Here is a 13,447-nt window from a genome sequence, read left to right as displayed (position 1 = left end):
TACCCGAAAGATAGAAAAGTGATAGAACATGCCGGAGACTTCCTGGTTAAGAACCTTGATTACCAGCCGTGTCTGGACAAACTTACAGGTGTTGCCAGGATATCTCATCCCAAGCTCAACAAATGCTTCAAGCAACTTTATCGTACCACCTTATTCGGCCTTTAGATTGAGGTCAGGTTTTCGACTATATTCTGCTCTGGACCAAAGATGCGCCAATCATTCCTTGTAGTTGGCCTCACCCCCAGGTGCAGCTGGTCTATATGAAAAAAATCACTCCTCTATCTGACTATAACTACGAAATTTTGAAAAAAGGTATTTTCAGTAATTTGTCAAAAATGACGATTTTTGGCGTCAAAACACGGGTATTGACAAATTAAGAGAAAACAAAGTCGTGTATCATGTTACTAAAGTTTCCAGGAAATTACCTCAGCACCCATAGCGGTTCCCCTACGCGACCATGCGTAGCAGTGTTCTGACAAAAAATTTTACGTCTTTTGCTTCGGCAACGGGCAAATCCATTGAAAATCCTCGCTCAATACGGCCTCGGCTATAATTCTTCGGACATCGGAAAATGCAAATCCGGAACGGCCGCGAACTTTATATTTGCGATCGGGTGTCTTTTGCAGTTGAGCCGCATAAACCCATGTCAGCGTTGTCGCCATCATACAAAAGTTGAGATGGTTCTCTACAGCATCATTTCGAGTCTGCGATTTCGAACTGTCGATCTCCTACTTGATTTCCTTAAAGCCCGATTCAATCTTCCAAACTGAGTTGATTTCGGCAAGGTTCGACGACGACTTTTTTCTTCACTACAGCAAAGACTTAACCGTATGCAGCGGCTTGCAGGAAAATCGGGCCCTCAACGGGGCTTGCGTTGGTAGTTGGAATAATGCAAGGTTCCACCGCAAAAAGGGCAACCGGCTTTTGTTGCTGAGCAGCCAGATCAATATCTATCTGGTGGAGGGTATGAAAGAGATTAGTTGATTGAAGTATTTCTGGTAACATTTGCTGCCTTAGTATTTTAGGCAGGAGCCCTCTTTGAGTATGGGTGTAGCCGGTCTTCCTAAAAAACAGGGAGAAAAGAAAACAAGGAAAATTAACATGATACACAACATCGTTTTCTCATGATTTGTCAACACCTGTATTTTAATGCCTAAAATCGCCATTTTTAACAAATTGCTGAAAATGCCTTTTTCAAAATCCCGCAATTATAGTCAGATAGAAAAGTGTTTTTTTAATATAGACCAGCTGCACCCTTTGAGTATTTGCGAGCTCTGTGAGGGGACTCCTCACCCTTCCATCACTTATCTTGCACGTTTTTCATTTATTTTCCATAAGTTATCTTGGATTGTCACACTCATGGCTCTTATTATGACAGGCAAGCCAAATATATGTAACTGAAATATCAGTGTTGTTAACCCCGTGATCATCTACAAATATATTTATGCCAACGGTCTTATGCTTCTTGCTCTTTTTTGGGCTTCCTGAATTCGTCTAATTTGTTTTTATACCCTTCTGCGTCTCCGTATTCCAAGAATCCATGATATCTGGAATGCGTATCCCGTACTTTTTTAGCATGCTTGATCGGGCACCAGTATTCTTCTGTTCTTGAACCAATTTCTAAAGCGTATGAAAGAAGCCCATTAGCATATCCGCAGTACATACAATTTACTTTTTCCACAAAATTCAGATAAGCAAGGTGTTGCCTGTCAATTGTGACATAGTCATTTCTGTTGACTTTTTTAATTTGGTAAACAGGGAAACAGAGAGCTTGGTAAATTGTCAGGAACAAGTCTAAGAATAATAGCGGGATGAGAACCGAGTATATAATTGGGGATGTGAGAATAAAGCTGATTTTTGAATCAAGAAAAAAACGATACAGATTCTTCTTAAAAGCTTTTTGGGTGGCGAGAGCACCATTACGAAAACGAACTCTGCCTCGCTCTACAGTGTATTCGAATCGTTTTTGAATTTCACTTAATTCATTTTCAAGTTCGATGGATAGTTCATTTTCCAACTCTCTTATTCTAGTAAGTAGATCCTCTATTCGTTTTTTCATAAAACCTCGTTAAAAGAGTTGAAAGCATGATTATGTTTGCAGGCTACGAATTACAGCACTATATCACTGATAATAATTATAGTTAATTGATATTAAGACAAAAGATGCAAGTTCACAATCAAGCTAATTTTTGACAAGATACCCATCCTGAATAATTGGTATAGAGACCAACAAGAAGATTTATAGCTCCATGTCAACTTACCATCCTCAATCATAAAATAGTGTTACAAATATTTATTTCCGCATTATTATGATTATACTCTACACAATAACATAATATTCTTTGCATCCACGAGGTATCCAATGTCCGGTAAACATTTAGTCGTTGTTGGTGGCGACGCTGCAGGAATGAGTGGCGCCTCCCAGGCAAGAAAAGGTAATCCAGATCTGGCAATTACGGTCTTTGAACAGGGGCAGCATGTCTCTTATGCTGCCTGAGGACTCCCCTATTACATCGGCAGGTTGGTCGATGATCACAACAAACTGATTGCCAGGGACCCGAAGACCTTTAAAGAACGTTATGCTATCGATGTCCATCTTCGACACCGTGTGACATCTGTAGATCCCCATAATAGATCCATTTGTGTCGTTGACCTGGATACAGGAACTGAAAGGACAGAATCCTACGACCACCTGCTCCTGGCAACAGGATCACGACCTGTACAACCTTTTGCTGAAGCAAAAGGACTCGATAACCTGCATATAATCAAGAGCCTTGCTTCCGGTATAGCGCTCAAACAATATCTGGACAGGGAACAGGTCAGACACGCTGTCATAGTTGGAGGAGGATACATAGGCATTGAGATTGCCGAAGCCCTGCTTCTGCGAGGCATTCAGGTAACCATGCTGCAGCGTAGCGCATACATCATGCATGCCTTTGATCCTTCCATGTCCAAGAGAATTGCCGACGGCATCCGGCGTCATGGCGTTACAGTGATGACAGGAGCAGGTGTTAAAGGGTTCGAAATAGACAAAGGCAAGGCCCGCGCCGTGATTGCCGGTGGGCAGACCATCCCGGCTGACCTGTTTATCCTTGGCATGGGGGTTACCCCCAACACAGAACTTGCGCAGAACGCCGGGCTGCAACTCGGCCCAGCAGACAGTATCCAAGTCAACGAGCACATGCAGACCAGTGCTCCTGATATCTGGGCTGCAGGCGACTGCTGTCAATCCATTCACCTTATAAACCGACAGCCCGTGTACATCCCTCTGGGAACAACAGCAAATAAACAGGGACGTACAGCCGGGATTAACATTGGTGGAGGGGATGCCACTTTTCCTGGTGTTCTGGGGACAGCCATCACCAAATTTCAGGATACGGAATGCGCCTGTACAGGGCTGAATACACGTACGCTTGAAAAAACAGGCATTGATTTTGTCAGCAGTGAAATAGATGCCCGTACTTTGCCAGGCTACTATCCGGAAACAGCTCCGCTTACCGTCAAACTTCTGGCTGACAGAAAAACGGCAAGAATTCTAGGTGGTCAGATAGTTGGCGGCCCGGGATCGGCAAAACGCATCGATACACTGGTTGTGGCCCTGCATGCCGAATTTACCCTGGAAGACATGCTCAATCTGGACCTGAGCTATGCTCCTCCATTTGCAAATGTCTGGGATCCAATGGTCATTGCCGCGCGGGAAGCGCTTAAACAGTAACTCTGTATGTTTATTTTTTATTTCGAGCTCTCCAACATCCTGGATCAGCTCTGTTTGGAGAGCCATACACGGCATAGGACAAACAACGTAAGCCTCCTCTGCAAAACTTCGCAAAAAAGCACTGTTCACACCCAGCAGAAGGTTCCTGCGTCTCATGTAATGCACTGACCAGAGGGTTATTCTCGAAAATTTCTGCAAAAGAATGCCTGTGTATATTGCCCAGCACAATGGGCAGTCTTCGACAGGCGAGCAGATTTCCGTTTGGTAGCAGGGCGACAAGATTTTTTCCTGCTGAGCACGAATATGGAGGATCAACAAAGGAAAGAAACTGCAAGGCCCTGTTACTGGTTATTTCTGTCGAACACCAGGGGCTCATCCTTGCCTTGAGTTGCTCATATTTGATAAGGTAAGTAAACCAACGGGTTTCGTCCGGTGAGAGAAGAGTATCGGCAAACGCCCGTCCCCTTCCACTGGGAATTACTCTATCTGCCCAAACTTTAGCAACGCCTATATCTTTTCCCAGCTGAACTACATCTGCAAACTCTTTATAATTCGTCCGGTGTGCTGTAAACGAAATGATGGTACGAATACCGTTGGCAACCAGCTTCTGCATTCCCAGAACAGCTTTGCGATATGCGCCTTTTCCTCGTATGCTGTCATGTTTTTTCTCTGTACCGTCAATACTTACCTGTATAAATAGAGGAGGATAGCGTTGCAACATTTCGACATGTTCCCATGAAAGAATGGTACCATTGGAGAGAATACTATATCGAAGGGACCTCCCCTGGCTGTGGATCTGCTGTAGCAACCATTCGAGCTCCTTACAGAGAAACGGTTCTCCGCCGGCTATATTGATCTGGCCCCACGCATTTGCTCTGTTGCCTATATAGCTGCTGAATTTTTCAAGGACCTTTTCCAACCCAACCCTGGACATGGTTTGAGCAGCCTCCCCATTCTGATAACAATGAGTGCAGCGTAGATTGCAGATATCCGTAATATGCCATTGCAGAATATATCGATGTTTCCTGGAATAAACCGGGTTACAAGACAGCATCTCTCATAAACCGCGATACATAGGCATGGTAAAGGCGCCCACTGTGCTTAATCACCGCCACAGCCTCCGCAACCTCCTCCATCACCAGACGAGCAGCCGCTGCAACCAGAGCATCCTCCGCAACCAAAGCCAGACCATCCACCGCCGGTGAAGCCGCCATTTCGAAATATTCGAATAACAAGAAGAACAACACCGACAAGCACAATATATCCGCCCCAAGGTTGTATGCTTTTAAAACAAAGATACAGGCCAACGATGATGATAATGATATCTACACTCGGTATAAAATTCCGCATGAACCGCCTTTTCATTATATCCCTTTGAATGGGGACACTTTATCCGAACCTCCCCGAGAGGGAACAATCTCAAAATAAACAAAATATATCAAAATGTTATAAAAATATTATTTCTGAAACGCAGATAAATTTTTCAAAAAAACTTGACACACCAGTCCAGAACGAATATTCATTCTAAAAAGTAACGTCTACTTATTTACTGGATGTACCATGTCACCTGGAAAAAAACGATCACAAGATATTGAAGCCCTGGTTTTCGAAACAGCACTCAAACTGTTCACGGAAAAAGGATACTTTAATACGTCTGTCCATGACATCCAAAAAGAAGCGCAGGTAAGTATTGGTAGTATATATCATTATTTTAAAAACAAAGAGGCCATTGCAACAGCCATCTATAGCAATCTGATTACAGAGATGGAAACTGCCATAAAAGAGATTAAGGATTCCAGGCACACACTCCATGATCGTGGTCGGGCAGTGATCGATTACTTCTTTGATCTGGCAGAAAATGAGCCCAATGCAATGCATTATCTGCTTTACGCAACGCATAAGGAATTTATGCCGGAAGAAAAATCCATCTGTGCTTCCCCTCCATTTGAGATCATCAGGGAGATGGTGCGGGAAGGGATTGAGAATGAAGAAATTCGCAACATGGATCAGGTTGTCGCCAGTGCCAGTCTTATTGGAGGAGCACTTCGTCTTATACGCCTCGATCTGGATTGTTTTTTGGAACGGCCACTTTCCAGCTATGTGGATGAAATCTGGGATTGTGCCTGGGCTTCAGTGAAAAAATGATGTGAGAGTATTTTTTTGAGACATATTTGAACGAATGTTCATTCTAAAGTTTTAGTATAACCTTAACTAAAAAGGTACTACGTAAAATTGTGCAGTACAAAATAGAACGAACATTCATTTTATATTTTGGCAATTAACAATATTTTACCTTCTGCCCTTGCAGAATCACCAGCGCAATGAAGCTCAAACAATATTTAACAATTTGGATTTACGAGCACCGATTTGTACGCTGAATAGCAATCGTTTCTGCCAGGACACTCACTACACACCTTTGGAGAATGTACAATGAAGAAAACTGACGTAGCAATTGTAGGTGCTTCTGCTGCTGGTCTCATGGCTGCTGTTACCTTGCGAAAACGGAATCCAGAAAAATCCGTTACTGTTATTCGCCACGTAGTTAAAACACCTGTTCCATGTGGTATTCCCTATATTTATGGAACCCTCAAACGAGTTGAAAAAAACATTATCCCTGATGAAAATTTTATCAAGATGGGAGTTGATATCAAATACATGGAAGTAAATGCGGTTGATCGTGAGAATAAGAGCATTTCTTTCGTGGATGGCACATCTCTAAGTTACGATAAGCTTATTCTCAGCAGTGGCTCCAAACCATTTGTCCCACCTCTTCCAGGCGTTGATCAGGAGAATGTTTTTGTTATTGAAAAAGATCCTCTAAAATTACAGAAACTTCATACGGCATTGGAATCTGCTAAAAATGTTGTCGTTGTTGGCGGAGGGTTTATAGGTGTCGAAATGGCTGAGCAAATAGCTCTCATGGCAGGCAAGGAGGCCATGAAGGAAAGCCGCATAACTGTGAGTCTCATCGAAATGCTACCCCACTGCCTGATGATGGCCTGTGAAGAAGAATTTTGTATTCAAGCGGAAAACGAACTGACAAAACTTGGCGTTACAGTCAAAACAAACAGTGGTGTCAAAGAGATTGCTGGGCAAGGTAAGGTGACCTCTGTACGGCTCGCTGATGGCACTGAGCTGGAAACAGATTTAGTATTGGTTAGTATTGGTGCTGTGCCCAACATAGACCTTGCAAACCAATGCGGCCTTTCTGCAGACCCACGTAAGGGAATTTTGGTAGACGAATACATGCAAACCCAGGATCCTGACATTCTTGCTGCTGGAGATTGCGCAAGTAAAACATCATTTATTACAGGAAAAACCAGCGGGATCAGACTCGCTTCCGTTGCCTGCAGTGAGGGTATGATAGCCGCCAGTAACCTGTATGATGAGACAAAACGAAGAAACCTTGGTGCGCTAGGTGCTTTTGCGACCAAGGTAGGGAGTCAATCCATAGCAGCAGCAGGGCTCACCTCAAAAGCAGCTGCCGATGAAGGTATTGAGGTTGTCATAGGAGAAGCAACAACTCCTAACAGACACCCTGCAAGCCTGCCGGACTGTATCACGGAAATGAAAGCTAAACTCCTCTTTCAAAAGGATAACGGTAAAATAGTGGGCGGGCACATTCTTGGTGGTGAATCCTCCGCAGATATGGTGAATGCCATTGCCGTTGCCATTCAAACCGGGGCAACCGCTGAAGAACTTGCGACCATGCAATATGCTACCCATCCACTTCTCACAGCTTCTCCCCTCTTTTACCACATCATGCTTGCTGCTGAAAATGGTGCTATTCAGCTCCGGAAAGCTGCAAAGCAAAAGAAATTAAGTAGGGAAGCAGCATAACAAATACAACAGAGCCCCTCAGGTTCCACTGACATGGATGGAGACCTGAGGGTAGTAGCTGTATTGCTTAGCAATATTGTTCCATTTGCCAATTATCTTCGCACACTTTTTTGACAATGCCTTTCCACAAATTGTCTTTTTGCTCGTTTTTTGTGTTATGCCCAAAATTTAATCATCCAAGAGCAGTTACCATTTAAGGATGTAACGTTACGTTATAATCAGGGAGAAACGTGCCCCGGCTATTACTTTCCCTCCCAGTTATTGTAATGAATACATTCCGGATTAAACCGATCCGTTGCAGATGGACTGTGATCCGGCCATCCCAGAATAGCCAGCCCTAAGGGAATAACATGTTTGGGAAGTTTGCATATCTCGCTGAACTTGGCCACTCGATCATCCAAGGGATAAATGCCGGTCCAGACCGCCCCCAATCCAGAACCATGAGCAGCGAGCAACATATTTTCCATGGCTGCAGAGCAGTCCTGGGGCCAATAGCCTTCATATTTTTCCTTCGTTAAATCACCGCAGACCAGAATAGCCAGCGGTGCAGTTCGAACCATGTTGACATAGGGATGTACGGTTGCCATCTTCTCTTTCTGGCCATCATCAGTGATGACTATAAACTGCCAAGGCTGTTGATTACCGGCACTTGGTGCCATCATGGCTGCGGCAAGTATCTTTTGAACAATACCCTCGGGAACTTCCTGTTTCTTATATTTCCGGATACTCCTCCTCGTATGCAGGGCTTCAAAAATGTCCATAATGGTCTCTATTGCCTCCAAAGGCTGAAATTTGCGAGACTCATTGCTCTATTGGTTCACAGGAATTGACTCAAAGAGCAGATCACCTCGGTATAATATTTTTTTACCAATAAAAAAGTATATCCGGAAACATTGCCAAGAAGGTAATATACTGTTCTGGATAACGTAATGCACAGTGCAATACTTAGTAGCCACCTCCGGAAATGGCTATTATACTGACGTTCAGGGTGTGAAGCGTTTCCAAAAGTGCTGCGAACAGATCTGCTCGTGCTTTTGCGAGGTATCTGTAAATATACTGGCCGGGATACCGAATTGTACAGCACATCGGCTCACTCTCATGATTGTTGCAATGTTAGGTCGAAAGTGTTGATATCGAGATACTTTTTCAGGAAGGGTTTATCTTTTCTGCTCTCATACCCAGAATCCAACGCGTCTAAACTGGATGCCATCAAACAACCCCTGATCTGTAAGTTTCAGGTTTGGAATCACAGGCAGAGATAAAAACGACAAGGTCATGAAAGGAGCATGTAGTGGACAACCGCAGGCTCTGACAAGTGCATTCAGTCTGATATAGCTTTCAGCAGCCTGTTCACAGTTCATGGTAGTCATGAGACCGGCCACAGGTAACGGCATCAGTTCTTCCCTGCCTTGCCCGTCTACGGCTGCAAGGCCGCCCTTACTGCCAATAACCATATTTATAGCCCGTTCAAGAGCTGTATCATCACATCCCACAGCCACAAGATGATGTGAATCATGGGCTATACTGGCAGCAAAAGCTCCACGCTGTAATCCTATACCGCTGACCATGGCAACGGCAGGTTCAGGATATTCTGCATATCGGTTACAGACAACAAGTTTCAATATATCGCGACTCGCGTCAGCAACTACAGTTCCATCAACAATGGTTGGAAAACAGGTTACCGAACCAGTTATCAGGTCTCCGTCGGTGACAGTGATGAGTCTACACGCACCCTGTTTGGCAGGAACACGGAGACTGCCAGATGTAATTGGCTGCAGAAGAAACTGATTCGGTTGATCTAAAGGCTCTTCCATCGGTAAAACGGAAACACCTTTTTCTGCCACCACTTTCCCCTTGAGCACGGAACGCTTCACGTGAAACGTTTGAAGATCTTCTACCTCAATCCAATCTGCCCGGTCACCCTCACGCAGCAGGCCGAGCGGTAAACTATAATGCAGAACAGGATTGACACATGCTGCCTGCAGAACATGGAAAATATCTATCCCCTCCTGAACGGCAATACGCACCATTTCATCAATGTGCCCCCGCATCAGATCATCAGGATGTTTATCATCGGAACAAAACATACAGGATTGCGGAAATCGATCAATCAGAGGGAGAAGAGGAGTAAAAATTCTGGCTGCCGAACCATAACGCAACTGGATGGAGAGACCGGCCGCAGCCTTTTCCAGTGCCTCATCCAAGTCCAGACATTCATGGTCAGTACTGATACCTGCCTGGACATAGGTTGACAGGTCAGCTCCTCTAAGCCCTGGAGCATGGCCGTCAACGGGTTTTCCATGTTGTCTGGCTGCTTCCAGCTTAGCCATCACGCCACTTTCCCGGTTCAGGACGCCTGGAACATTCATCATTTCAGAAAGATGGGTCACCTCGTTTCGTGCCAGTAACTGAGTAATATCATTGTGGTCCAACTCAGCGCCTGCTGTTTCAAAGGGAGTTGCCGGAACACATGATGGTGCGCCGGTTGCAAAAAACAGGGGCGTACGAGCGGCCTCTGCAAGCATGAAGTCCACACCTTTAATTCCCAGAACATTGGCTATTTCATGGGGATCCTGAACCACTCCTAGTGTACCATGCCGTACAGCTTCCCTGGCAAAAGCAACAGGCCCGAGCATGGAACTTTCCACATGTACGTGGGCATCAACAAAGCCAGGGAGGATAAAACCTGGCTCCGGATTTGAATCAGCTGTAATAGATTCAATGTCTCCCTGCTCAGACACATCTATTCTGGCCCCAAACATATTTCGGTTGGGTATATCCACCAGAGTCCCGGAAACTGTTTTCAGCTGGCGCATGGAAATCTCCTCATTCCTAACTGATCAAGGTATATGTAATTCCTTGATTTCGTGTTCATCATGCTTGCAAGTAATTTCAGTGTACACATACAAGACAACCTGTCGCAAACCTCTATAAAACAACAGATTACTGTGATAATCGTAGAATAGCCCTGTTGGCGATAATCAAACCAAAGATCCCGGTAAGGGTAGGCAGACTGCCCAAAACACGACGGGTACGACCCCGGTCGTCATGGACACTTACCACTGCTTCTGTATGGTCATGCTCAGGCTCTGTATACGTGAAATTCACCTCTTCTGTGGAAAAAACACAATCAATGCCATTGGTGATCCCTTCTTTTCGTAATCGTTTACGCACTCGCCTTGCCAAAGGGCAGTTTCTGGTTTCACTGAGATCACCGCTGCATATTCTACCTGGATCTGTCCGCAGGGCAGCCCCCATGGAAGAAATCGTAGGTATATTCTTTTTCCAGGATTCCATGAGCAGATGTACCTTGGGGTTCAAAGAATCAATGGCATCGATCACAAGATCCGGCCTTGGAGAGAGAATGTGCTCCAGAGTTTCCTCTGCAGCAAAGACCTCAAGAGCCTCAACTTCAGCCTGGGGATTAATGGACAGGACACGTTCTTTTGCAACTGTCACCTTGGGACGATGCAGGGTATTTTCTGTGGCCAGTATCTGTCTATTTATGTTGCTTGGCTGAACCAGGTCAAAGTCCACCAGACGAAGGCGGCCTACCCCGGCACGGGCGAGGCCCTCCACTACATACCCTCCGACTGCGCCAATCCCCACTACTGTGACAAAGGCTTGCTGCAACCGAAGAAACCGTTCTTCACCCAGTAATCGTTGCGTTCGTAAAAACCGCTCCATTTATTTCTATCTGTTCCCTGAGTTTTTCTTGAGAAATTCTGCGTATGGATGCGACCTGCTGATAGAGCGCATCCATGGTATTCGCATAGGTAAGTATATGATCCTCAACTTCCTGTTTTGCAAGAAGCTGTCCCGGAGCATCACTTTCAAGCAAGAGATACTCTTCCGGTATCTGTTCAATGGCTGGAAAAATTTTTTGTCCTCTTTCTGTGCAGAGCATGGGAGAAAAGGAGCAGTACATGCCATGCCTCACCAATCTGTGCATTGTCTCTACAGATCCGGCAAAACCATGAATCATTATTCTGGCACCGCGCAATGGCAGTTTTTCAAGTTCTTCCAGCAATTTTCCCCAAGCCCGGACACAGTGTACAGACACCGGACGGTTATTTTCCACAGCCAACCGCAATTGAAGGCGAAAAACCTCCAGTTGTTTGGTAAAGGGTATCTTACAGCACCTGTCCAAACCTATCTCCCCGACACCGGCGTGGGGATACTCATGCAGCAAAAACCTCATGGTGTGCTCCCAGTCTGACGAAGTCGTATCAGCGTACCAGGGATGCAAACCTATAAACGGCACCAGGGAAGAAGATGCCTCTGCCCGTTTCAGGACAGCTGTCCAGTCCTTCTCCCGCACAGTATTATCACAAAACATTCGTCCTTTGTCCATCAAGCGGATAATTTCTTCGGGCGCCCACCAGTTGTCTTCAAGATGAATATGGGCATCAAAGCAGAAAGTCATTCAGAAGCATTCTCCAGTGCAACAGTAAGGGAAAGGATCATATCACAGAGGACCTGCTCAACCGGTCAATTCAAAATACTGTAGAGTGATCGTTCACCGGCATGTCACCTGTGCGCAAAACGGTTACATGCCGTAAATGGCCAAAGAGATGAAGTCTCCACATCTTGAGATAATACAAAGAGACACAGCCTGTTGAAAAATGCAAGAAACTACGCAGGATAACACAAACACCACCATCGCTCTTCACAGGTGCATTTTGGGGGGGAGGCTATATTCGCCGGCAATCGAACACAACCCGTTCGGACATGGCTGCAACCTGGTGCTGACTGAACAAGCAGGTGGCTTGTTGAGCCCAGTCTTTTTCTCTGCAATAAAGATAACGGAGAAAAATCGAAATCAGCTTTAAATATCTCACCGATACGACAGCAGCACATGCACCATCGGTCAGACATGTTCATTAAAGGTGTTTCGTCCTGTCCGGAAATAAAAAATCCCCGGACCAACTGGATGATCCGGGGATGCCCTGTATTCCTCGTATCGACACTGCCCTTCTATTCCTCGAGAAGACAGCTCAGCTTTTCAGGCAGGTATTCTGACTTCCGGATCATCCTACTGACTGCGTCTTCCCGATCAGCAGTTACTGATCAGTGACTTGTGCAGTGTCCGTCCCCGGTCACAGCGGCGGGCCCGTCTCCGATTTTCACGGAGTTCCCATATTATTCCTTCGCAAGGAACCTGAAAACTTATTACAAGAAAACAATAAGATCTTACTCTTGTCAAGCAAAAACAGGCTTTTTGCTCCGGACTGCCTGTACCAATAATTTCGCGGGGATTACAGGTTGTTAAACACATTAAGGGTCGCGAAAAATAGTAAATATCCAAAAATTGCATAGGATATCGGTTTGGTAACGTCGTAGCGTCAATGGTTCCATACTGGTCGTATTGAGCCATTGACGCTACGACGTTACTGAGTTGAGAGACAAGCGAGATTGAATAATTTATTTTTTCCGTGACCCTAAACACAATACAACGTTACATGGCAACTCCCCATGGGTGAAACTATTAAAGCAACAACACCCGTATTTGTAAGTGGTTACAGGATACTTGAGATTTTCGCAAGCAGGCGGGTTCAGCGTATTGGGCCTACGTACTCCAGGCTGATCGCGGAAAGACCAGATGCACGGTGAGCTGTTATGTTACATGGAAGTAAAACCTTCCATGTTCCAGGAACTCCATAACAATCACTGCAAAAAACAACTCGCACGAACCGGTTTATTTTCATGATATAGTTATAAGCAGAAGACATTTTTACACTCACAAATCAGCCGTGCAGTGTGGTTCCATAACAATATACTGTATACTGGAAGTAGTATTACCGAATTCTATCTGCAATAACGCAGTTGAAGCACACACATCATGAATCGTAACTAATCGAAATGTCAGTATTGTTAAACCAGTGATCAATT

Annotated in this window: 12 protein-coding genes, 1 pseudogene and 1 riboswitch; of the genes and pseudogenes, 4 read left to right on the top strand and 9 right to left on the bottom strand. The window is 45.0% G+C overall.

What is annotated here, in order from left to right:
* Positions 1 to 447: 447 nt before the first annotated feature.
* The 3 genes and pseudogenes from G493_RS34990 to G493_RS0109255 all read right to left on the bottom strand — a co-directional run.
* Positions 448 to 764: pseudogene (locus G493_RS34990) on the bottom strand (IS701 family transposase); the annotation flags it as partial.
* Between the two features lie 58 nt (positions 765 to 822).
* Positions 823 to 1,005: a hypothetical protein gene (locus G493_RS0109260; protein ID WP_028580149.1), complete on the bottom strand. Its 183-nt coding sequence runs from the start codon at positions 1,003 to 1,005 to the stop codon at positions 823 to 825.
* A 451-nt stretch (positions 1,006 to 1,456) separates the two neighbouring features.
* Complete coding sequence (locus tag G493_RS0109255; protein WP_028580148.1) at positions 1,457 to 2,059, bottom strand: hypothetical protein; 603 nt, start codon at positions 2,057 to 2,059, stop codon at positions 1,457 to 1,459.
* Between the two features lie 303 nt (positions 2,060 to 2,362).
* Between G493_RS0109255 and G493_RS34630 the strand changes: the two genes are divergently transcribed.
* Together G493_RS34630 and G493_RS28605 are read left to right on the top strand one after the other, a co-directional pair.
* Complete coding sequence (locus G493_RS34630; protein WP_084813499.1) at positions 2,363 to 2,497, top strand: NAD(P)-binding protein; 135 nt, start codon at positions 2,363 to 2,365, stop codon at positions 2,495 to 2,497.
* A 24-nt stretch (positions 2,498 to 2,521) separates the two neighbouring features.
* Positions 2,522 to 3,715 (top strand): FAD-dependent oxidoreductase, encoded by a 1,194-nt coding sequence (locus tag G493_RS28605; protein WP_051309170.1) that lies wholly within the window; start codon positions 2,522 to 2,524, stop codon positions 3,713 to 3,715.
* Positions 3,716 to 3,725: 10 nt separating this feature from the next.
* Here G493_RS28605 and G493_RS0109245 read toward each other — a convergent pair whose 3' ends face one another.
* On the bottom strand, positions 3,726 to 4,769 hold the full coding sequence (locus G493_RS0109245; RefSeq protein WP_028580147.1) for a radical SAM/SPASM domain-containing protein: 1,044 nt from the start codon (positions 4,767 to 4,769) through the stop codon (positions 3,726 to 3,728).
* 47 nt (positions 4,770 to 4,816) lie between these two features.
* Positions 4,817 to 5,065, bottom strand: coding sequence for a hypothetical protein (locus G493_RS33965; RefSeq protein WP_205623656.1), 249 nt, complete (start codon positions 5,063 to 5,065; stop codon positions 4,817 to 4,819).
* Between the two features lie 210 nt (positions 5,066 to 5,275).
* Here G493_RS33965 and G493_RS0109235 point away from each other — a divergent pair, with 210 nt between their 5' ends.
* The gene (locus G493_RS0109235; protein WP_028580146.1) at positions 5,276 to 5,860 is read left to right on the top strand and encodes a TetR/AcrR family transcriptional regulator; all 585 of its coding nucleotides are present in this window, start codon (positions 5,276 to 5,278) and stop codon (positions 5,858 to 5,860) included.
* A 285-nt stretch (positions 5,861 to 6,145) separates the two neighbouring features.
* Positions 6,146 to 7,555: an FAD-dependent oxidoreductase gene (locus G493_RS0109230; protein WP_028580145.1), complete on the top strand. Its 1,410-nt coding sequence runs from the start codon at positions 6,146 to 6,148 to the stop codon at positions 7,553 to 7,555.
* A gap of 242 nt (positions 7,556 to 7,797) precedes the next feature.
* Here G493_RS0109230 and G493_RS0109225 read toward each other — a convergent pair whose 3' ends face one another.
* From G493_RS0109225 to G493_RS0109205, 4 genes are all read right to left on the bottom strand, one after another.
* On the bottom strand, positions 7,798 to 8,316 hold the full coding sequence (locus tag G493_RS0109225) for a nitroreductase family protein (RefSeq protein WP_028580144.1): 519 nt from the start codon (positions 8,314 to 8,316) through the stop codon (positions 7,798 to 7,800).
* 411 nt (positions 8,317 to 8,727) lie between these two features.
* On the bottom strand, positions 8,728 to 10,371 hold the full coding sequence (gene ade, locus G493_RS0109215; protein WP_028580143.1) for an adenine deaminase: 1,644 nt from the start codon (positions 10,369 to 10,371) through the stop codon (positions 8,728 to 8,730).
* A 127-nt stretch (positions 10,372 to 10,498) separates the two neighbouring features.
* Positions 10,499 to 11,242 (bottom strand): tRNA threonylcarbamoyladenosine dehydratase, encoded by a 744-nt coding sequence (locus G493_RS0109210; protein ID WP_028580142.1) that lies wholly within the window; start codon positions 11,240 to 11,242, stop codon positions 10,499 to 10,501.
* Entirely contained in the window at positions 11,205 to 11,981 is a 777-nt protein-coding gene (locus G493_RS0109205) for a TatD family hydrolase (RefSeq protein ID WP_028580141.1), read from the bottom strand. Before G493_RS0109205 ends, G493_RS0109210 begins: the two co-directional genes overlap by 38 nt.
* 565 nt (positions 11,982 to 12,546) lie before the next feature.
* Positions 12,547 to 12,735: riboswitch (cobalamin riboswitch) on the bottom strand.
* Positions 12,736 to 13,447 lie beyond the last annotated feature (712 nt).

Origin of the sequence: Desulfogranum japonicum DSM 18378, from assembly GCF_000429945.1 — a bacterium.
In the GTDB taxonomy this organism is placed as follows: Bacteria; Desulfobacterota; Desulfobulbia; order Desulfobulbales; family Desulfobulbaceae; genus Desulfogranum; species Desulfogranum japonicum.
The sequence above is the reverse complement of the archived record's forward strand: the minus strand, read 5'-3'. Positions and strand labels throughout refer to the sequence as shown.